This is a genomic window from Glycomyces sp. L485, from assembly GCF_022548875.1.
Taxonomy (GTDB): domain Bacteria; phylum Actinomycetota; class Actinomycetes; order Mycobacteriales; family Micromonosporaceae; genus Glycomyces.
Map to the genome: position 1 here is coordinate 64,415 of NZ_JAKZEW010000015.1, position 19,652 is coordinate 84,066.

Genomic DNA, 19,652 nt, shown 5'->3' on the forward strand with positions numbered 1-19,652 from the left:
CTGTCCCGCACCACCGACTTCGGCTCGATCGACCCGCTGCCGAACATCGCCGAAGCGTGCTCAACGCGAGCCACAAGGGACTGTACAAGGACATGAACTCAGAACTCATCGACGAGACCTACGACCTGCTGGGCCGGAGCCGATTCGAGCACGGGCGAGATCGCGACGCGGCTGCTCGCCGACTGCACCGTCGACAAGGCGCGGCCGGTGGCGAGATCCGGTCGGGGATCAGGCAGCACAAGCAGGACCGCGACTTCGAAGCTGCGCACCGAACGCCTGGTGCCGGCGACCGGCTACAGTTGCCAGACCCCCGAGTTCCTCGACGGCGTCCGCGATCGGCTCCGCTTCGACGCCGCCGGCCGGCTGGAGGCCCACCGCGACTACGGTGTCGACGCCGCGGGCGAGAGCGAAGTGTTCGTCCAGAACGCCGAGCTCGGCACCCACGGCTTCTTCACCCCCGCCCTCGGCATGGCCGCCTACCGCGACTCGTGGATCGCCCGAGCCATGGCGGGCCGCGAGATCTACCCGATCGAGCGGCGCATCGCCTTCCAGGAGTTCACCGCACCGGAGGTATCCCAATGATCGAGGCACCGACCATGTTCAAACGCCAGGACGACCGGCTCGGCGAGTACTCGCTGCGGCACGTCGACCCCGCCGCCGACGCCCCGCTCCTCCACGAATGGGTCACGCACCCCAAGTGCAGGTACTGGATGATGTCCGAAGCCTCCATCGCCGACGTGTGGGCCAAACACGAGTCCATCGCCGCCAGCGACCACCACTTCGCCTACCTCGGCCTGCACCAGTACCGCGCGAAGTTCCTCGTCGAGGTCTACGACCCGGCGCGCACCGAGCTCGCCGACGCCTGCGACGTGGCCGAGGGCGACCTCGGCGTGCACGTCCTCACCGCGCCCACGAGCACCCCCATCCCCGGATTCACCGAGCGCGTCATGGTCACCGTCATGGAGCTGCTGTTCACGGGCTTCGACGCGAAGCGCGTGGTGGTGGAGCCGGACGCGACGAACGAGCCCGTCCACCGGCTCAACGACTGGGTCGGCTTCCGCGCCGAGCGCACCGTCGAACTGCGCGACAAGCAGGCGCTCCTCAGCTTCTGCACCCCGAGCGACTACGAACGGTCCGCCGCTAGAGGCGTCAGGCGATGACGAACCCGATCGACCACCTCGGGACCGAGCACCGGCGCCGGGCCACCCGGAACCTGCTGTCCAAGGCCATCGGCGAGTTCGCGCACGAGCGGCTGCTCGCGCCGGCCCAGATCGGCGACCACTGCGTCCTGGCCGCCGGAGACGAGCGCTACCTGTTCAAGGCCCTGCGGCTCGCGCTCGACCATTGGGCCGTCGACGCCGATTCGCTGCGCCGCGAGGGCGCCGACGGCGGGGCGCTGCCGCTCGACGCCGCCGAATTCTTCATCGCGTTCAAGGCCGAGCTGGGATTGAGCGACGAGTTCCTCCCGGTCTATCTCGAAGAGGTCGCCGGCACCGTCAACCGCGGCGCCTACCAGCTGGCACGGCGGCTGTCGAGCGCCGATGACCTCGTCGACGCGGGCTTTCAGGAGGTCGAGGCCGCGATGACCGGCGGACACCCGTGCTTCGTCGCCGGCTCCGGGCGCCTCGGCTTCACCTCGACCGACTGCCTGGACTTCGCGCCCGAGGCTGAGGCGGGCGTGCGCCTGCTGTGGATCGCCGCCCTGCGCAGGCATGCGATGTTCACGGCCGCAGCGGAACTCGAAGCCGACTGGCTGGTCCAGACCCAGCTCGACTCCGAGGCCCGCGACCGATTCGCGCTCGTGCTCGCCGGGCGCGGCCTGACGTACGACGACGTCCACTTGATTCCGGTCCACCCGTGGCAGTGGCACAACAAGACCTCGACGACGTTCGCGGACGAGATCGCCGAGGGCCGCCTGATGATGCTGGGCGAGACCAGGGACGAATACCAGGCACAGCAGTCGAACCGGATGTTCTTCAACCGCTCCAGGCCCGAGACCGACTACGTCAAGACTGCGCTGTCGGTGCTGAACGTGGGCTTCATGCGGGGACTGTCCACCGAGTACATGGAGGTCACGCCCGCGATCAACGACTACGTGGCCGACCTCGTCCACGGCGACCCGACCTTGAAGGAGTCGGGCGTGACGGTCCTGCGCGAGCGGGCGGCCGTCGGCTACCGGCACCCGGCCTACACCGCGAGCGCCCCGAACGGCTCGCCGTACCGCAAGATGCTCGCGGCGCTGTGGCGCGAGAGCCCCGTCCCGAGGCTCGCTCAAGGCGAGAAGGCCGTGACGATGGCGTCGCTGCTGCACGTGGACGCCGCCGGGCGGCCGTTCGCCTCGGCGCTCATCGAGCGCTCCGGGCTGGCCGCCGACGAGTGGCTGCGGCGCTACCTGGAGGCCTACCTGGTTCCACTGGTCCACTGCCTGTACAAGTACGGGCTGGTGTTCAGACCCAACGGCGAGAACGTGATCCTCGTGCTGCGGGGCGGGCGTGTCGCCCGGGTGTTCCTCAAGGACATCGGCGAAGAGGTCGCGATCCTCGACCCGTCCATGCCAGTGCCGCCCGGGGCCGAGCGGGTGCGGGCCGAGGTGCCCGACGACGTGCGGACCCTGTCGATCCTCACCGACGTCGTCGACTGCTTCCTGCGGTTCCTCGCGGCGATCCTGCACGCCGACGGCGTGCTCGACGAGCGCGACTACTGGCGCACCGCCGCCGCGTCGATCAAGCGCTACCAGGCCGAGCACCCCGAACTGGCCGAAGAGTTCGAGCGCTTCGACCTGTTCGAGGACACCTTCACGCTGTCGTGCCTGAACCGGCTGCAGCTCAAGAACAATCAGCAGATGATGGGCCAGGAGAACCAGGAGGAGAGCCTCGTCTGCGCAGGAAGGCTGGACAACCCGCTCGCTCCCTGGCGCTGAGCTAGACCGCCTCCTCCTGCGGCGTCGGGGCCTGGACCTTGCCGAGCAGGAGCGGGACGACGGCCAGCGCGACCACGGCGCAGAAGACGTTGAGCATGCCGTAGCCGAGGTACTCCACGATCGGGCCCGAGGCGACCCCGGCGCCCATGGCGGCCAGGCCCATGACCATGTCCGAGAAGCCCTGTGTGGACGGCCGTTCGGCGGGACTGACGGCACCGGTGACCATGGAGGCCGAGGCGACGGTCATCGCCGACCAGCCGATGCCCAGCAGTACGAGCCCGATACTGATCTGGACGTGGTTGGTCACGGCGGCCGATCCGGCCGTGGCGCAGGCGGTGACGAGGATGGCGGTGCCCGCCACCAGGACCGGCCTGGGGCCGTGGCGGTCGACGAGTCGGCCGATGACGGGCGCGAAGGCGTACATGCCGCCGATGTGCAGGCCGAGGATGATGCCGACGACGCTGAGCGCTTCGGCGGGGTCGGCCATGCCGTGCTTGATGTGCAGGGCGGTCATGGCCATGACGCCGACCATCACGAAGTGGCCGAGGGCGGCGGCGATGACGCCGGTGCGGACGGTCGGGTTGGCGCGGGCCATGCGGAGGCCGTCGGCGACCGAGCGTTTCGGGGCCTGCGTCTCGCCGGAGTTCTTGCGGGCGGTCAGGAGCGGGTCGGGTCGCAGGAAGACGAAGAGGACGGTCGCGGCGGCGAGGCAGAGGACGCCCATGGCGACGGTGGGGCCCAGGTACTGGGGGCCGCCGACCCAGCCGTTCCAGCCGCGTTCGGCCAGTGCGGCGAGGGAGGGCCCGGTGACGGCGCCGATGGTGGCGGCCCACACGATGGTGGACAGGTGCGAGCCGCGCTTGTTCGCCGGGGCGAGGTCGGCCGCGGCGTAGCGGGCCTGGAGTCCGGCGAAGGAGGCGCTGCCGAGGAGGAAGTAGCCGCCGATGGCGAGGGCGGCGTTGCCGAGGAGGATCGCGGTGGTGACGACTGCGGTGCCGACGACGGCGCAGATGTAGCCGAAGACGAGGCCGCCGCGGCGTCCGAAGCGCTCGGTGACGTGGACGGCGGGGATGACGACGAGCGCGGAGCCGCCGACGAACAGGCTCTGCGCGAGTCCGGCGTAGGTGCTGGAGCCGGTCATGTCCTCGATGAGGAGGGCGCCGAAGGCGATGCCGATGCCGACGGCGAGTCCGCCGAGGATCTGGGTGCCGAACAGGACGGTGAGGACGCGTCGCTGGAGCGAGGCGGTCTCGGTGGGTGTTTGTCGGGTGGCGGTCATTGGGGGGGTTTCCTTTCTGGAGTTGTCAGACCGGCGGCGACGCCGGTCCTGCGGCGGCGGCGACGGCTTCGGCCACGGCGGGCGCCGTGCGGGGGTCGAGGCAGGCGGTGGTCACGCGGATTCCCTGGTCGCCGTGGAAGGAGTAGGAGCGGCCGGGGGCGACGGCGTAGCCGCGGTCGCGGAGTGCGACGACGGCGGAGGTCTCGTCGGCGACGGGGATCCAGAGGTTGAGTCCGGAGCGGCCGAAGGCGTGGATGCCGTGTTCGGCGAGGGCTTCGCGCAGCGCGGTCTGGCGTTCGGCGTAGAGGCGTCCGGCTTGTTCGACGATGGCGGTGACGTCGTCGTCCTCCCATGCGGCGATGACGAAGTGCTGGAGGATGCACGAGACCCAGCCGTGGGAGATGGCCATGCGTCCTTGGACGCGGGTCTTGGTGTCGCGGTCGGCGGCGACGAGGGCGCAGCGCAGGTCGGGGCCGAACGGCTTGGAGGTGGAGCGGACGAACATCCATTTGTCGGCGGCGTCGGCGACGAAATGCAGTGGGACCTGGCCGAGTTCGCCCCAGTGGTCGTCTTCGATGACGAAGACGCCGGGGTGGGCGGCGATGACGTCGCGGAGGGCGGCGGCGCGTTCGGCGGTGACGGCTGCGCCGGTGGGGTTCTGGCCGCGGGCGGTGAGGATGAACGCGCGGGCGCCGCTGCTCAGTGCTTTGTCGAGTTCGGATGGCAGTGGGCCGTCGCCGTCGATCGCGACGGGGACGACGTGGTAGCCGGCGGAGAGCAGGAGGTCGCGGCCGTTGGACCAGGTGGGCTCCTCGACGGCGACGGTGTCGCCGGGTTCGAGGCGGGCGGCGAGGCCGCGTTCGAAGGCGTCGAGCGCTCCCGAGGTGACGGTGAGTTCGCCGTGGACCCCGTCGGCGGCGAAGCGGTCGCGTGCGAGGTCGAGCAAGTGGGGGCAGGGGCCGCCGTCGCGGTAGTTGCCGGGGCTCACTTCGACATGCGGTTTGAGAGCCGCGAGGTCGGGCAGGAGTTCGGGGTCGGGTTCGCCGCTGACCAGGTCGACGATGCCCGAGGGGACGGTGATGGTGCCCGCCGGGGTGAAGGCGGAGCGCTCGCGGATGAAGGTGCCTGCGCGGCCGCCGGTCTCGACGACGCCGCGCTCGCGGAGCCTGCGGTAGGCGGCGGCGACGGTGCCGGCGGCGACGCCGAGGTCGGCGGCGAGTTTGCGGACGGCGGGCAGGGTGCGGCCGGGCCGGAGGTGGCCGTCGCGCACGCCGACTTCGATGCTGGCGGAAATCTCGCTCGCTGTGGAGCCTGTGATCTGATAATGTACCGACATAACTCAAATATTGTATCAGTACAAAATCAGACGATGGGAGTCCCCCCATGAGCGCCCTGTTCAACCAGACCGATCGGACCACTCCCCGGCGGTCGAAGGACCGGATCGACTACGCCAAGGCCCCGGCCTACCAGATCCTCGACGAGGCCCTGTTCTGCGACGTGGCCTTCGTCGGACCCGGCGGCTCCCCGCAGGTGATCCCGACCTTCCATGCGCGCCTTGGCAACACGGTCTACCTCCACGGATCGACCGGCTCCTCCCTCGGTCTGGCGGCCAAGGAGGGCTTCGACGTCTGCCTGACGGCGACCGTCGTGGACGGCCTGGTCTACGCCAAGTCCTGGTTCCACCACAGCATGAACTTCCGCAGCGTCATCGTCCACGGCAAGGCGACGCTCGTGACCGACGCGCACGACAACTGGCTGGCGATGCGGGCACTGATCGAGCGCATGTCGATCGGCCGGTCGGAGCGGTCGAGGGAGCCGAACCAGAAGGAGGGGGCGGCCGCGGCGATCATCGCGCTGCCGCTCGAGGAGGCCTCGGTGAAGGCCAGAAGCGGTCCGCCGGTCGAAGACCCTGAGGACGAGGACCTCCCCTACCGCAACGGGGTGGCCGAAGTGACGACGGTGGTGTCGGGACGCCTGTAGGAAACGGACGCGCCGGACCGGGCGCCGGGTCAGGCCTCGATCAGCGGCTTCTCGGTCCGGTAACCGACCCAAAGCCGCTCCGCGCTCCCTGACGATGATGCTCCGCCGGGCGGTCCGTGAGCTGAAGCGGAAACTCATCAAGCCCCGCAAGGGAAGACAGGCGCCAAGCGAACGACGACGGGGCAACCACCGTGCCGCCGCACGCAAGAGCGACACCGCTGCCACGACCACCATGGACTACACCATCACCACCTGGAAACTCGCTCCTGAACCGGCATAACAACCTAAGGAAGCGGTGTTGCCATCAGCCCCGGGCTCCGCGACTGCATCAATGCGATTCCCGCTCTACCTCGCTGGAGCTACGCAATAGCAGATTCTCAAGACCGTTGATGGTGAATATGACTATGATTCCCAACATAATCAGGCCGCATCCCACAAGGAATCTCATGACCACATCAGCCTGGTCCCCGAATATGGCAATGATGAACAACGCAGGGAACAACAGCGACAGTGAGACCGATCGCGGCCATCCGGCTATCTTCAGAAACGCCGGTCCAAGGACCCGTCGAATCCACCGGGGCTTCATCGCGGGGCCGTACATGCTTTTCATTTGGGCCTCGGTCACGACAGACCGCTGGTACGCGACGTCCACCAATTGGTTCGCCAACCGGCCGTCTCCCGACATGATCGCCAAGACGACTATCAACATCAGCAATGTCACCAACCACGCCTGTGCCGTTGCAACGCTCGACTCAATTACGTCTGCAAACAGTATCGCGGTGAACATCGTGAATGCCTGCACCAGGGTCAAGAGAATGAGGTTGGTGACGAGCCTTCTGAACTGTCGATTACGGATCATCGTCTGCCTCGTTTCGTCGGGCCGGGAGCCGTACGGGCTCCCGGCCCTGTTCCCGTCACGCTGCGGACTTCTCCGCTCCTTGCTCACTTGCCGGGGCGATCTCGGTGCGGTCGAGCCGCCACACGGCGATCGACCCGCCGCCCGCCACGGCCACCACGAACATGATGAACGTCAGCGTGTACGGCCAGTTCGGCGCGGCGTCTTCGACGTTGTGCACCAACTCGCCCTGCTCCCCCGCCGCCCACCAGATCGCCTGGCGGATCAGCTGAAGGAAGTCCCGTTCGCCCCACGAGCCGTGCTCCCCGCCCGCCACGGAGTAGAAGACCTTCAGGTCCGGGGAGTTCCATGCCACCGGGTCACCCGAGTCCAGGGTCGCCAGGACGTTCTGGTCGGTCTCGGCGGGCTCGGGGTCGAAGTAGTACCACCGCTCCGTCAACTCCTCATCCTTATCCAGGCCCTCGGTGATCGGCGATCCGGCGTTGAAGCTGATCGACTCCTTGGTGGCGGGACTGACCGGTTCGCCGGTCGCCGAAGCGCCCAAGGTCTCGTGCCACCACGCCCAGTCCGGCTCGGTGACGGCGGCCGAGTGCGTGGCGACGAGTCCGCCGCCGCCCTCGACGAACGTCTGCACCGCCGACTCCTGGCCTGCGTCGAAGATGTCGCCCTCGGTGTCGAGGAGCATCACCACGTCGACTCCGGACAGGTCCTCGACGTCGGCCGGTTCGCCCTCGTCCAGTTCGAAGTTCCAGCGCCGCGCCTCCATTTCGAGGCGTTCCAGCGCGAACTCGACGGTCTCCCCGTCACTGTGTCCCTCCGTCAGCACCAGGACGCGCGGGAAGTCGGCGGCGTGGGCGGCCGAAGCCGGGGCGAGGGTGGACGCGCAGACCAGCATGCCGACCGCGCAGAGTCGCAGGATTCTCACGCGCCCACCATATCGGGCCGGTCAACCTCGGTGATCGAGCCGCTCACGGCCTTGATTGTCACGGTCTGCGCCCGCGTCGCGGGACGTCCGGCATTCGCATGAACTTCTTACTTGTAGAGGGCCTTCGCCAGGCGCCGCTGCGCGATCCAGGTCCCGGCGGCGGCGAGGGCCGTCAGGTACAGCATGTTCACCAGCATCATCGGGCCGAAGTCGCCGACGCTGATCCCGCGCACCAACTCGATTCCGTGGTACAGCGGCATGACGTAGACGATCGGCTGCGCGAAGGCCGGGTAGGCCTCCACAGGCGTGAACGTGCCGCCGAACAGGAACATCGCGAACACGACGGCCATCATCCAGTCGAAGTCGGTCCACTCGCGGAAGAACGTGGCCAGCGTCAGCCCCATCCCGGCGAAGGCCAGCGCGATGAACACGCAGGCGGGGACGGCCAGGACCGACCACCAGGAGTCGAGGAGCCCGAAGGCGCCCATGGCGATCACGAACATGGCCACGTAGATGCCGCCGCGGATGAGCGCCCACCACACCTCACCGAGCGCGACGTCGCCGGGCCGCATCGGGGTGTTGAGGATGCCGTCGTAGACCTTCATCCACTTGAACTTGGCGAACACGTTGATGGAGGTCTCCAGCAGCGTGCCCATCATGGCGGCGTTGGCGAGGATCGCGGGTGCGACGTAGGCGGTGTAGGAGATCGTGGTGCCGTCGGGCAGGGTGATGTCGCCGACCAGGGAGCCGACGCCGAATCCGAAGGCGAAGAGGAACAGCAGCGACTCCACACCGCCGGAGACGACGAGGATCCAGGCGCGGCGCATCGCGATCCAGTTGCGCGAGAGCATCGCGCCCGAGGGCTTGACGCCGGCGCGGACGATGCCGTAGGTGATGACGGACACTGGTGCTCCTAGAAGGACAGTCGTCGGGCGATGACGCGTTTTGCGACGAACCAGCCGCCGACGGCGAGCGCGACGAGGTAGGCGAGATGGGCGGCCGGCGGCAGTGCGGGGGCGACGTCGGCGGTGGCGGCGCGTGCGAGCTCGGTGCCGTGCCACAGCGGGGAGGCCCACACGAGCGGTTGCAGGAAGCCGGGCATCTGCTCGGCGGGGAAGAACACGCCGGAGAACAGGGTGATCGGCATGATCGCGAAGCGGAAGACCGAGTTGAGCATCGCGTCGTTCTTCAGGCTGGAGCACCAGGCGAACAGCCACGGCGCGATGGCGATCGACACGAACGCCGACGCGGCGACGGCGAGCGGCGCCCACGGGGAGGTGTAGACGCCGAAGAACGCGAGGACCACCGCGACGACGGTGCAGGCGGTCAGCGGGCGGAATCCGACCGCGTAGATCAGGTGGCCGTTGAGGATGTCGACCGGGCGCAGCGGTGTCGCGCGCTGGGCGAGGTAGGTGCCTCCCCATTCCTCGTAGCCGCCGAAGACCGGGTAGACCATATCGTTGCCGAGCATCATGACCGCGACCGAGCAGACCAGTCCTGGTGCGATGAACTCGGCGTAGGTGATGCCGCCGGTGGCGGCCGGGTCGATGTAGGAGCCGACTCCGATGCCGATGCTGACCATGTAGAGGATCGGCAGGAGCACCGATGAGAACAGGGTGCCGTGCCAGATGTGGCGGTAGAGGGCCAGTTGGAGCAGGAAGGCGCGCCAGGCGGCCGCGGGGTAGCCGGGTGGGGCGCTCGCGGTGACCGTCGACGGAGCGGCGGCGGTCGTCATGCCTCTTCCTCTACCAGGGCGCGGCCGGTCAGTCGTAGGAAGACGTCTTCGAGGGTGGCGCGCCGGTCGAGGACGGATGTGGGTCTGATGCCGCGGGCGTCGATCGCGGCGGTGGTGTCGTCGGCGTCGTCGGTGTAGATGAGGACGCGGTCGGGCAGCGGCTCGATCTGGGCGCCGATGCCGCTGAGGCCGAGCGCGACCTCGGCGAGCTCGGTGGTGTGCCGGCCGGCGAAGCGCAGTTCGACGACCTCCTTGGTGACGTAGGTGTCGATGAGTTCGCGCGGGGACCCTGCGGCGATGATCCGGCCTTCGTCCATGACGACGAGGCGGTCGCAAAGCTGCTCGGCCTCGTCCATGTAGTGGGTGGTCAGGAGGATGGAGACGCCTTCCTGCTTGAGTTGGAACAGGCGCTCCCAGACGAGGTGGCGGGCCTGGGGGTCGAGGCCGGTGGTGGGTTCGTCGAGGATCACGAGGTCGGGAGCGTTGATGAGCGAGCGGGCGATGGCGAGGCGGCGCCGCATGCCGCCGGACAGGTCGTTGACCTTGTCACCGGAGCGGGGGGTCAGCTGCACGAATTCGAGCAGCTCGGCGGCCTTGGCCTTGGCCGCTTTCCGCTTGATGCCGAAGTACCCGGCGTAGACGGTGAGGTTCTCGAAGACCGTGAGCATGTTGTCGAGCGTGTTGTCCTGGGGGACGACGCCGAGGCGGGCGCGGATGGCGGGGCCGTCGGTGTGCGGGTCGAGGCCGAAGACCTCCAGCTCGCCGCCGCTGGGTTCGGAGACGCAGCCGATCATCCGCATGGTGGTCGACTTGCCGGCGCCGTTGGCGCCGAGGAAGCCGAATGCCTCGCCTCGCTGGATCTCGAAGTCGACGCCTCTGACGGCCTCGTTGTCCCCGTAACGCTTGCGTAGGTCGCGCGCACGAACCAGGATCTCGTTCTCTACCGGCATGTGGCGAGCGTAGATCGACTCACCGACGAAAAGCGAGCCGGTTTCCCGGTCGGCAGGTCAGAAGGTGCCGGGTCGGCGCGGCCGATAGGGGGGTTAGCACTACCCCGATTGACGGGTCAGCCGTAGCGACAGGGCACCGATACTCGCGCAGTATGAGAAGGGAGAACAGACTTCACGGACATGACTTTGGAGTGCCAGTGCCCACCGCATTGACCGAACGCCCCGCCGAACGACCCGCCAAACGGGCTGGCAGCGATTTCAGCGAGCTGACCAGCAGGATCAACGAGGCGGGCCTCATGCGGCGCCGTCCGCGCTACTACGTGATCAGGTTCATCGCCATCGGCCTCCTGTTCGCCGGCACGTGGACGAGCTTCGCGTTCATCGGTGACACCTGGCTCCAGATGTTCACCGCCGTGTTCATGGCGATCGTGAGCGCCCAGGTCGCGCTGCTCGGCCACGACCTCGCGCACCGGCAGGTCTTCCGCACTCGCACCGCCTCCGAGCGCGTCGGTTTCTTCACCGGCAACCTCGCCAACGGCATGGGCTACGGCTGGTGGAACGACAAGCACACCCGCCACCACGCCAACCCCAACCACGAGGATCTCGACCCGGACGTCCAGCCCGGCGTCCTCGTGTGGTCGCAGCGCCAGGCGATCGGCGCCCGCGTGGCGAACGGCGCGATGAAGTTCATCAACAAGTACCAGGCGTACCTGTTCTTCCCGCTGCTCACCTTCGAAGGCTTCAACCTGAACGTCTCGGGCGTCAAGTCCGTTCTCAAGCCGGGCCTCAAGCACCGCGCGCTGGAGGCGACTCTCCTCGCCGCCCACTTCGTCGGCTACACGGCGGCCGTGTTCCTCGTGCTCTCACCCGGCAAGGCGATCGTGTTCATCATCGTGCACAAGGCCGTGTGGGGCCTGTACATGGGCTCGATCTTCGCCCCGAACCACAAGGGCATGCCGACTTTCACCGGCGAGCACGACCTCGACTTCCTGCGCAAGCAGGTGCTGACTTCCAGGAACGTGAAGGGCGGCTGGGTCATCGACACCGCGCTCGGCGGCCTGAACTACCAGATCGAGCACCACCTGTTCCCGGGCATGCCTTCCGTGCACCTGGCGCAGGCGCAGCCGATCGTGCGCGACTTCTGCGCCGAGAAGGGCATTCCGTACCACGAGACCAGTCTGGTCCAGTCGTGGCGCGAGGCGCTGACCGAGCTGCACCGCCACGGTGAGCCGCTGCGCAACCCGCAGCCGGTCAAGGCTCTCTGAGACATCCGGTGAAGGCCGCCCGCTTCGCGGGCGGCCTTCCTGCTTTTTCACAACTCGGTCAAGACGGGCACGAGCTCAGCCGGTCGAGACGAAGTACCGTTCACCGGACTGCCAGTGGTCCTGGACGCTGATGACGGCGTCCTCGACGCCGTCGCTCGGGACCATGACGCAGTTGTTCCCGGACACCGTCCCGTCCTTGAACACCTCGGGAGCCTCAGCCAGGTCGTCGGGGATGACACCGCAGTAGTCGGTGTACAGGGTGTTGCCGAACGCGACTCCGAGCTGGAGGTCGTCCCAGGCGAAGCTGGAGTCTCCACCGATGTAGGTCGCGTCGACCCGGTACATGAAGAACTGGTGGCCCTCAGCGGGAGGCTCATTGAACTCGTTCTCGTCGAGGACCGTCTCGGAGGCGTCTGGAACGACGTCACTGAAGGACACCCTCCAGTTCCCCGTCTCGACCTCGGTTCCCGCCGGCAGCGGCGAATTCGGATCGGTCCCGGCGACACCGTCGAAGTCGTCGAGGCCTCCGGTCTCTTCGTCGGTCGTGTCCTCCCGGTCCGTCGTGCTCTCCCAGTCGGTCGGCCAGTCCTCCACGGCCTGCTCGACGGCCTTGCCGACCTGGACGGAGATGATGGTCGCGATGATCAAGCCGAGGACCGCCAGCGCGATGCCGATGATCGCCATCAGCCGGTGGGACTTGAGGATGCCGATGACGCCGAGCACGATCGCGGCGAGGCCGAACAGGCCGCCGATGAAGATGCCGGCGACCGGGATGAGTCCGAACAGCAGGGCGGCCGCGCCGAAGACCACGGCGAGAATCGAGATCGTCTTCGGAGGCCCCGTTGCTCCCTGCGGCGGCCCGTAGTAGGGCTGCGGGCCCGGAGGTGGCGGCGGCGAAGCAGGCGTCTGGCTCATGGTGCCCCCAATGATCCTGTGGGCATGTGTCGCTCGTCACTTGCATGACAACACAGAAATCTGGAGTCGTCTCAGATACAACCCGAATCCGATTCGTTCCACGCCTGCCCGAACGAGGCCCGGGCGCCTGGCCGCCTCCGCGCTACTCGACGGCGTTCGCGGCCTGGTCTCGCAGCGAGCGGACGTGCTGTTCAAGGCCCATGAGCTTGCCGAACAGGCTCATGTACTCGTCCTTGTCGGTGCTCGGGTTGACGCGCTGGAGGCGGCGTTTGAGGTCGGCCACCTCGGCCTCGACGACGGGCCGCTGAATGCGGGCCAGGAGCGTGCGCACGTAGACGGCGTCCGGTTCGCGGTCGATCCGCAGTTCCTCGACGGCCAGTTCGTTGACCAGGGCCTGCGCTGCGATCTCGGCGCAGGAGGCTGAGACGCCCGCGATCCAGTTCGCGCCCGCCGTGGCCTTCCCGGCCCCTCCTGCGGCTTCGACGGCCTCGCGCACCGCACGATAGTTCGGGTCGGTGAACGGCGTGGCGTCCACGGCGTCGAAATAGGGTCCGGCGACCTGCGGGTGCTGGAGCGCCAGCTTGAGGATCTCCCTCTGGGCGCGCAGTTGCGTGGAGTCGGCGTCGGGGCTGCGCCGCGGCGCGGGCACCTCCTCGGCGGACTGGCCCGAAGCCACCCCGGCGACGGCGCGGCGCAGCTCGGCCTTCTCCTTGCCCAGGCGCCCGGCGTAGTCGCCGATGTACTCGTCGACCAGGCCGCGGTCCTTGACGCGGGCCAGCAGCGGCGCGATCGCTCGGGTGGCGTGCAGGCGGCCCTCGGCGGTGTCGAGGTCGTGCTTGGCGATCTCGCGGTCGAGCGCGAACTGGACCAGCGGCGTGTGCCGTTCGATGAGCTCGCGGACCGCCTCGTCGCCCTTGTGCTGGCGCAGCTCGCAGGGGTCCTGGCCATCCGGGGTGACGGCGATGTAGGTCTGTGAGACGAACCGCTGCTCCTCGTCGAAGGCCTTGAGCGCGGCCCGCTGGCCGGCCTCGTCGCCGTCGAAGGTGAACACGATGCGCCCGTTCGCCGACTCGGAGTCGAACAGGAAGCGGCGCAGGATGCGGATGTGTTCGGCGCCGAAGGCGGTGCCGCAGGTGGCGACCGCGACGGGGACGCCGGCGAGGTGGCAGGCCATGACGTCGGTGTAGCCCTCGACGATGACGACCCGCCCGGTCTTGGCGATCTCTCTGCGGGCCAGGTCGATCCCGTACAGCACCTGCGACTTCTTGTACAGCGGCGTCTCCGGCGTGTTCAGGTACTTCGGGCCCTGGTCGTCCTCGAAGAGCTTGCGCGCGCCGAAGCCGATCGTCGAGGCCGAGGAGTCGCGGATCGGCCAGACCAGGCGGCGGCGGAACCGGTCGATGAGGTTGCCGGTGCGCGAGGGCTTGGCGAGCCCGGCGCCGGTGAGCTCCTCAGCGGTGAAGCCCTTGGCCCGCAGGTGCTTCGTGAGCGCGTCCCACGCGTCCGGCGCGTAGCCGCAGCCGAAGGTGGCGGCGGCGTCGCGGTCGAAGCCGCGCTCGGTGAGGAACCGGCGGGCGGTCTCGGCCTCGGGGTCGATCAGCCGCTCGGTGTAGAAGGCCGCGGCGGCGGTGTGGGCCTCCAGCAGGCGCTGCTTGAGGCCCGGCTGCGAGGAGGGGCTGCGCTGGACGCGGCCGTCGATGTCCTCATAGGTCAGCTTGAGGCCGGCTCGGGCGGCCATGCGCTCGACCGCTTCGACGAAGGTGAGCCCGTCGATCTCGGTGAGGAACGTGATGGCGTCGCCGCCGACCCCGCAGCCGAAGCAGTGGTAGACGCCACGGGCGGGCGTGACGTTGAAGCTCGGCGAGCGCTCGTCGTGGAAGGGGCACAGCCCCTTGAGGTTGCCGCCGCCGGCGTTGCGCAGGGTGACGCGCTCGCCGATCACCTCGGCGATGTCGACGCGTTCACGCACCAGCTGGATGTCAGCGTCTCGGATCCGGCCCGCCACCACTCACCTCACTTCGAAGACTTCACCATTCTGCCTCCTGGGACCGACGCTCCGACCGCAGAGGCCGCGCCGTGTGAGAACCGCGATCCGCGAGACAACGGTTGCAGCGGTGTCGCCGAACAGAACCAGGAGGTCGGTCCGCTCTACCATGTTCCTCAGTCGATCGTCGCCCGACCACGCCTGATGGTTGCGCACCACAATCCGCTAGAGTCGCCTATCATGCCGGACCCAACGCCCGAGCAGCCGCCGTCCTGGCCCCCGGCCAGCGAGCCGGCGGCCACACCGACCAATCCGCCCCGCATCACCGCACGCGGGGTGGGGCACCTGCCTTCCGTTCTACCGGAAGACGATGCGGTGGGACAGGCCGCCCCTGAACCCACATCGGCCCCGAGCGGCTACGCCGACCTCGCGCCGAGCGAGCCCCCGACTCAGCAGACTCCCGAGTTCCCTCCTGCCCCGGCCGAGACCGAGGTGCCGCGCCAGCAGCAGTGGGGCGAGGCCCCCGACATGAGCGGCGAATGGCCGCCGCGCGAGAACCAGGACTGGATCAGCCAGCAGGCCCGCTCCGGCGGCTGGGGCACCGGTCAGGGAGGAGCTCCCTGGCCCGGGCCCTCCGTCGGCGGGCCCGAAGTGCCCGCGCAGCCCTACCTCCCCGACCCGAACGCCGCGCCGTACGGCGCCCCGAACCAGGCGCCGCCCTACCAGGCCCAGCCGAGCCCGGCCGAGACCTTCCAGCCCGACCCCTACCGGGCCGATCCCTACCACGACGATCCGTACCACGGGAATCCCCAGCACGATCCTCATCAAGGCGACCAGTACCGGGCCGATCCGTTCGCCGCGGGGCAGCAGCCCTACGGCTCCGACCCGCTCGCGGCACAGGCCCCTGCCCCGGCAGCGCCGGCACCTGCACCCGCGCCGCCGGCCCAGACCCCGCCGACCGAGCCCGAACCAGCCCCTCAGACCACCAAGGCCACGCCGCCCCCGACCCACGCGGGCGTCCGCTACGCCATCTACGGCATCGGCGGCATCATCACCCTCGGCCTGATCGTCGCCATCGTCCTCATGCTCGGCGGCCCGCCCGCCAGCGAACCCTCCGGCGGCGAGGAGACCGACGGCGCGGCCGACACCGGGACCGCCGAGGGCCTCGACGCCGAGCGCTACGCCGAACTGGCGGGAGCCGCCGGCAGCGCCGAATGGTTCGAATACCGCTACGGCACCGCCGGCGAGAACACCGCGTCCGAGGAGATCGCCGCGCTCAGCGGCGACGCCGTGGCCGGCGCACCGCTGCTCGGTGAAGCCGACCGCAACGTCCAGGGCCAGCTCGCCTACGTCACCGACGACGCCGAGCTCTCCGGCATCGACCACGTCACCGTCCTCGAAGCGACCGACGGCCAGATCGGCATCACCCCGCGCGCCGGCGGCCGCTTCTCCGACGACGGCTCCCCCGAGCTCGAACTCAGGGAAGGCACCACCGCCGACTGCCTCGACGGCCTCGGCGGCGACCTCGGCAGGCCAGTCGCGCTCGCCCGCCCCGAGCAGAGCGGCGAGATCGACGCGCACTCCCTCATCGCGTTCTCGAGCGGCATCGTCGCCACCGCGGGCATCAGCGGCGCGCAGGGCGGCACCTGCCTCCAGCTTCCCGACGACCAGGTCCCGACCGACGTCGCCCTCACCGACGGCAACGAGCTCGCGCTCGTCACCACCTGGAACCCGACCGACCAGACCGGCACCCTCGTCGTGATCGCCTTGGCGGACAAGGAAGGCTCGTACCAGTCCAGCTGGTCCGAGCCCTACCCCGGACTCCCGAATCCCGGCCACTTCGGCACCGCCGAGATCGTCGGGCAGGTCGAGCTGCCGATGAGCGCGCCGACCTCCGTCGACGCCTGGTCGGACTCGTCGGGCTCGGTCTCCATCGGACGCACCACAGTGGCCGACACCCCGCACGAGGACACCGTCGCCACCGCCGCGCACGCGATCGTCGGCTCGCTCAGCGAGAGTCAGGCGATCACCGTCGACCTCGCCCCGGTGCTCCAGGGCCTGGCGGCCCGGCACCTTGAAGGCGCCGAGTACACGTTCGACGCCACCGCCTCCGAGCCGGCCTCGTTCGACTCCGGAGTGGCCGACGTGGCCCTCCACGGTGAGACCTTCGCAGTCGCCACCGGCGACGGCTTCGTCCACGAAATGGACGAGGCGCTGGCCGAGACCGCCGCGGTCGAGGTCGGCGCGAACCCGTCCTGCCTCGTCGTCGGAGCGCAGAGCGGCCAGTTCATCGCGACCAGCCGCGGCGAGTCCGCGGTCAGATGGGTGAGCGGCGGCGAGGTCGTCAAGGAGCTCGCCGACTCGCGCATCACCGACGCGATGTGCGCCTCCGAGACGCCCGGCCTCGACGTCCAGGGATACTCGGGCAGCGCCGACGTGCTGCTCGTGTCCGACTTCGGCGGGCAGGCCCTCCACACGTACCTGGTCGACTCGGCGACGCTCGTCGGCGGCGCCGAGGTCGGCGGAGGAGGCTTCGCCTACGGCGGCGCGTACAGCGTTCCCGGGATGCCGTTCGCCGCGTCGGTCACGCTCGACTTGGCGGATTGACCGGCCACTGGGATAATCGTCCGGTGACCAAGCAGCTCTCGCTCGCGGGGAAACCCGTCGACCCGCCGGTGGTACTGGCCCCCATGGCCGGTATCACCAACCTCCCGTTCCGCAAACTGTGCCGCGAGCAGAGCCGGATTACGGCTCGCAATCCTCGCAGTGGGGGTGCGGGCATCTACGTGTGCGAGATGATCACGACCGCCGCGCTGGTCGAGCGCAACCCGAAGACCATGCGGCTCATCGAGTTCGACGCCGAGGAGGAGACCCGCAGCCTCCAGCTGTACGGCGTCGACCCGGTCGGCATGCGCCGCGCCGTCGAAATGGTCGCGGACGAGAACCTGGCCGACCACATCGACCTCAACTTCGGGTGCCCGGTGCCGAAGGTCACCCGCCGCGGCGGAGGCTCGGCCCTGCCGTGGAAGCGGCGGCTGTTCCGCGAGATCGTCACCTCCGCCGTGGCGGCCGCGTCCCCGGCCGGGATCCCCGTCACGGTGAAGATGCGCAAGGGCATCGACGACGAGCACCTCACCTACCTGGAGGCCGGGAGGATCGCCGAGGACGCCGGCGTCGCCTGGGTGGCCCTGCACGGGCGCACCGCCGCCGAACGGTACTCGGGCACCGCCGACTGGGAGGCCATCGCCTCGCTCAAGGAGGCCCTGGACGTGCCCGTGCTCGGCAACGGCGACATCTGGGAGGCCGACGACGCGCTCCGCATGGTCGAGCGGTCCGGCTGCGACGGCGTCGTGGTCGGTCGCGGCTGCCTCGGCAGGCCGTGGCTGTTCGGCGACCTGGAGGCCGCCTTCGACGACCGCTCTGCAAGGCGCTTGCCGACGCTCGGCGAGGTCGCGACGGTCATGGCGCGCCACGCGTCGCTGCTGGTCGAGTGGCTCGAAGGTGCGCAGTCGTACGAGTCGCGGCGCAACATCTCCGCCGAGGAGCACGGCTGCAAGGAGTTCCGCAAACACGTCGCCTGGTATCTCAAGGGCTTCCCGGTCGGCGGAGAGCTGCGGCGCGCGCTGTCCATGGTCTCCAGCCTCGCCGAACTCGACGACCTGCTCGGCAAGCTCGACGCGGACGCGCCCTTCCCCGAGGCCACGCTCGGCAAGCCGCGCGGCCGCACGAACAGCCCCGGCAAGGTCACGCTCCCCGAAGGCTGGCTCGACGACCGCGACGACCGCACCGTCCCCGAAGGCGCCGAGCTCGACACCTCCGGCGGCTGAGGCGCTGGCACGATGAAGGGGCCTCCGGTGTCTGGAGACCCCTCGTTCTCAGTGCCTATGCCTTTGGCGAGGTCTTGCCGTACTTCTTGTAGAACTTCGCGACGCGGCCCTCGTCGTCCAGGACGCGGCTCTTGCCGGTCCAGAACGGGTGTGAGGCCGAAGAGATCTGGACGTCGACGACCGGATAGGTCCTGCCGTCCTCCCACTCGACCGTCTCTGCGGGCTTGACGGTCGATCGGGTCAAGAACGCGTAGTCGGCACCCTTGTCGCGGAAGACGACGTAGTCGTAGTCCGGGTGAATGTCCTGCTTCATGGGCTGGGTCCCCTCAATGGTGGTCCGTTTCGAAACAACCCGCGAACGGGTCGGGAAATTCCCGCCAGGCCTCGCGGTCGAACGCGAGCTCCTCGTCGGTGAGGAGGCAGGCGTCGAGCTCAGAGGTGATCTCGGCGGCGTTGCAGTGGAGGCCGACGAACGCCAGGTGGATCTCGCGATCACCGAAGTCGGCGTCCCAGTGCAAATCGGCGTTGACGCGACGCTCCGGACTCGCCTCGTCCCAATCTTCGTCGGGCGTGGCGGCGAGCCAACGGCCCAGATCGCCCATCGACACTCCGCCTCCGCTGGACTCCCAGGCGACGGCCTGGTCAGGCTGACTGGCGAGCCACAAATGGCCGCGGCCGCGCAGGGTCTGCCCGGCGAGGGCGGGCAGCGCGGCGTGGAAGCGCTCGGGGTGGAGCGGGCGGCGGGCCCGGTAGACGGTGGCGACGACGCCGCAGTCCGATTCGGGCTCGTGGCAGCCGACGGCGTAGCCCTCCAGGCCGCGGCCGTACAGGTCGGGCCCTTCGGGGTCGAAGCGGTCCGAGCGGCGCAGCTTCGAAGAGAGCCAGCCGGACTCGAAGTGGTCGACGACGAGGTGGCGGGCCCACGGGTTGAGGCGCTGGAGCAGCACCGAGAGTCGGGCGTGCTCGAAGTCGGGTTCGGCGCCGGGTGCCCAGAGCAGGACGGTGTCGGCGTACTC

19 protein-coding genes are annotated in these 19,652 nt (G+C 69.1%); 7 read left to right on the forward strand and 12 right to left on the reverse strand.

Annotated elements, in window-relative coordinates; genetic code table 11:
- Positions 1-98: 98 nt before the first annotated feature.
- Complete coding sequence (locus L0U85_RS09990; RefSeq protein WP_241377612.1) at positions 99-269, reverse strand: hypothetical protein; 171 nt, start codon at positions 267-269, stop codon at positions 99-101.
- 10 nt (positions 270-279) lie between these two features.
- On the opposite strand from L0U85_RS09990, the gene L0U85_RS09995 reads away from it, so the two are divergent.
- Genes L0U85_RS09995 through L0U85_RS10005 form a run of 3 tightly spaced genes read left to right on the forward strand, consistent with a single transcriptional unit; the run spans position 280 to position 2,920 of the window.
- A complete protein-coding gene (locus tag L0U85_RS09995) occupies positions 280-582 on the forward strand; it encodes a hypothetical protein (RefSeq protein WP_241377613.1) in 303 nt (100 codons plus the stop codon).
- A complete protein-coding gene (locus L0U85_RS10000) occupies positions 579-1,160 on the forward strand; it encodes a GNAT family N-acetyltransferase (protein WP_241377614.1) in 582 nt (193 codons plus the stop codon). Before L0U85_RS09995 ends, L0U85_RS10000 begins: the two co-directional genes overlap by 4 nt.
- The gene (locus L0U85_RS10005) at positions 1,157-2,920 is read left to right on the forward strand and encodes an IucA/IucC family siderophore biosynthesis protein (protein ID WP_241377615.1); all 1,764 of its coding nucleotides are present in this window, start codon (positions 1,157-1,159) and stop codon (positions 2,918-2,920) included. The genes L0U85_RS10000 and L0U85_RS10005 overlap by 4 nt, the downstream gene beginning before the upstream one ends.
- Position 2,921: 1 nt before the next feature.
- Here L0U85_RS10005 and L0U85_RS10010 read toward each other — a convergent pair whose 3' ends face one another.
- Positions 2,922-4,199 (reverse strand): MFS transporter, encoded by a 1,278-nt coding sequence (locus L0U85_RS10010; RefSeq protein WP_241377616.1) that lies wholly within the window; start codon positions 4,197-4,199, stop codon positions 2,922-2,924.
- Between the two features lie 25 nt (positions 4,200-4,224).
- Positions 4,225-5,535 (reverse strand): aminotransferase class I/II-fold pyridoxal phosphate-dependent enzyme, encoded by a 1,311-nt coding sequence (locus L0U85_RS10015; protein ID WP_347177411.1) that lies wholly within the window; start codon positions 5,533-5,535, stop codon positions 4,225-4,227.
- A gap of 47 nt (positions 5,536-5,582) precedes the next feature.
- On the opposite strand from L0U85_RS10015, the gene L0U85_RS10025 reads away from it, so the two are divergent.
- Positions 5,583-6,179 (forward strand): pyridoxamine 5'-phosphate oxidase family protein, encoded by a 597-nt coding sequence (locus L0U85_RS10025; protein WP_241377617.1) that lies wholly within the window; start codon positions 5,583-5,585, stop codon positions 6,177-6,179.
- A 328-nt stretch (positions 6,180-6,507) separates the two neighbouring features.
- Here L0U85_RS10025 and L0U85_RS10030 read toward each other — a convergent pair whose 3' ends face one another.
- From L0U85_RS10030 to L0U85_RS10050, 5 genes are all read right to left on the reverse strand, one after another.
- Positions 6,508-7,125 (reverse strand): hypothetical protein, encoded by a 618-nt coding sequence (locus L0U85_RS10030; protein WP_241377618.1) that lies wholly within the window; start codon positions 7,123-7,125, stop codon positions 6,508-6,510.
- On the reverse strand, positions 7,094-7,960 hold the full coding sequence (locus L0U85_RS10035; protein WP_241377619.1) for a ThuA domain-containing protein: 867 nt from the start codon (positions 7,958-7,960) through the stop codon (positions 7,094-7,096). The genes L0U85_RS10030 and L0U85_RS10035 overlap by 32 nt, the downstream gene beginning before the upstream one ends.
- Before the next feature lie 107 nt (positions 7,961-8,067).
- Positions 8,068-8,865 (reverse strand): ABC transporter permease, encoded by a 798-nt coding sequence (locus tag L0U85_RS10040; protein ID WP_241377620.1) that lies wholly within the window; start codon positions 8,863-8,865, stop codon positions 8,068-8,070.
- A gap of 8 nt (positions 8,866-8,873) precedes the next feature.
- Entirely contained in the window at positions 8,874-9,695 is an 822-nt protein-coding gene (locus L0U85_RS10045) for an ABC transporter permease (RefSeq protein ID WP_241377621.1), read from the reverse strand.
- On the reverse strand, positions 9,692-10,645 hold the full coding sequence (locus tag L0U85_RS10050) for an ABC transporter ATP-binding protein (protein WP_241377622.1): 954 nt from the start codon (positions 10,643-10,645) through the stop codon (positions 9,692-9,694). The genes L0U85_RS10045 and L0U85_RS10050 overlap by 4 nt, the downstream gene beginning before the upstream one ends.
- Positions 10,646-10,842: 197 nt before the next feature.
- Between L0U85_RS10050 and L0U85_RS10055 the strand changes: the two genes are divergently transcribed.
- The gene (locus tag L0U85_RS10055; RefSeq protein WP_241377623.1) at positions 10,843-11,910 is read left to right on the forward strand and encodes an acyl-CoA desaturase; all 1,068 of its coding nucleotides are present in this window, start codon (positions 10,843-10,845) and stop codon (positions 11,908-11,910) included.
- A gap of 75 nt (positions 11,911-11,985) precedes the next feature.
- Here the strand turns inward: L0U85_RS10055 and L0U85_RS10060 are convergent, their stop codons facing one another.
- On the reverse strand, positions 11,986-12,825 hold the full coding sequence (locus L0U85_RS10060; RefSeq protein WP_241377624.1) for a hypothetical protein: 840 nt from the start codon (positions 12,823-12,825) through the stop codon (positions 11,986-11,988).
- Positions 12,826-12,967: 142 nt separating this feature from the next.
- Positions 12,968-14,830 carry a DNA primase gene (gene dnaG / locus L0U85_RS10065; RefSeq protein ID WP_347177412.1) on the reverse strand — a complete coding sequence of 621 codons (1,863 nt, stop codon included), beginning with the start codon at positions 14,828-14,830 and terminating at the stop codon, positions 12,968-12,970.
- A gap of 219 nt (positions 14,831-15,049) precedes the next feature.
- Here dnaG and L0U85_RS10070 point away from each other — a divergent pair, with 219 nt between their 5' ends.
- The gene (locus L0U85_RS10070; RefSeq protein WP_241377626.1) at positions 15,050-17,416 is read left to right on the forward strand and encodes a hypothetical protein; all 2,367 of its coding nucleotides are present in this window, start codon (positions 15,050-15,052) and stop codon (positions 17,414-17,416) included.
- A gap of 23 nt (positions 17,417-17,439) precedes the next feature.
- A complete protein-coding gene (dusB, locus tag L0U85_RS10075) occupies positions 17,440-18,636 on the forward strand; it encodes a tRNA dihydrouridine synthase DusB (RefSeq protein WP_241377627.1) in 1,197 nt (398 codons plus the stop codon).
- A gap of 55 nt (positions 18,637-18,691) precedes the next feature.
- Here dusB and L0U85_RS10080 read toward each other — a convergent pair whose 3' ends face one another.
- Both L0U85_RS10080 and L0U85_RS10085 read right to left on the reverse strand, forming a co-directional pair.
- Positions 18,692-18,949: a type B 50S ribosomal protein L31 gene (locus L0U85_RS10080; protein WP_241377628.1), complete on the reverse strand. Its 258-nt coding sequence runs from the start codon at positions 18,947-18,949 to the stop codon at positions 18,692-18,694.
- 13 nt (positions 18,950-18,962) lie between these two features.
- On the reverse strand, positions 18,963-19,652 hold a 690-nt coding region (locus tag L0U85_RS10085; RefSeq protein WP_241377629.1), incomplete at its 5' end, for a GTP-binding protein.

Coding starts and splice junctions, on each gene's coding strand:
- L0U85_RS10080 (WP_241377628.1), bottom strand. CDS start 18,949: ATGAAGCAGGACATTCACCCGGACTACGACTACGTCGTCTTCCGCGAC.
- L0U85_RS10045 (WP_241377621.1), bottom strand. CDS start 9,695: ATGACGACCGCCGCCGCTCCGTCGACGGTCACCGCGAGCGCCCCACCC.
- L0U85_RS10015 (WP_347177411.1), bottom strand. CDS start 5,535: ATGTCGGTACATTATCAGATCACAGGCTCCACAGCGAGCGAGATTTCC.
- L0U85_RS10005 (WP_241377615.1), top strand. CDS start 1,157: ATGACGAACCCGATCGACCACCTCGGGACCGAGCACCGGCGCCGGGCC.
- L0U85_RS10010 (WP_241377616.1), bottom strand. CDS start 4,199: ATGACCGCCACCCGACAAACACCCACCGAGACCGCCTCGCTCCAGCGA.
- L0U85_RS10025 (WP_241377617.1), top strand. CDS start 5,583: ATGAGCGCCCTGTTCAACCAGACCGATCGGACCACTCCCCGGCGGTCG.
- L0U85_RS10000 (WP_241377614.1), top strand. CDS start 579: ATGATCGAGGCACCGACCATGTTCAAACGCCAGGACGACCGGCTCGGC.
- L0U85_RS10070 (WP_241377626.1), top strand. CDS start 15,050: ATGCCGGACCCAACGCCCGAGCAGCCGCCGTCCTGGCCCCCGGCCAGC.
- L0U85_RS10060 (WP_241377624.1), bottom strand. CDS start 12,825: ATGAGCCAGACGCCTGCTTCGCCGCCGCCACCTCCGGGCCCGCAGCCC.
- L0U85_RS10050 (WP_241377622.1), bottom strand. CDS start 10,645: ATGCCGGTAGAGAACGAGATCCTGGTTCGTGCGCGCGACCTACGCAAG.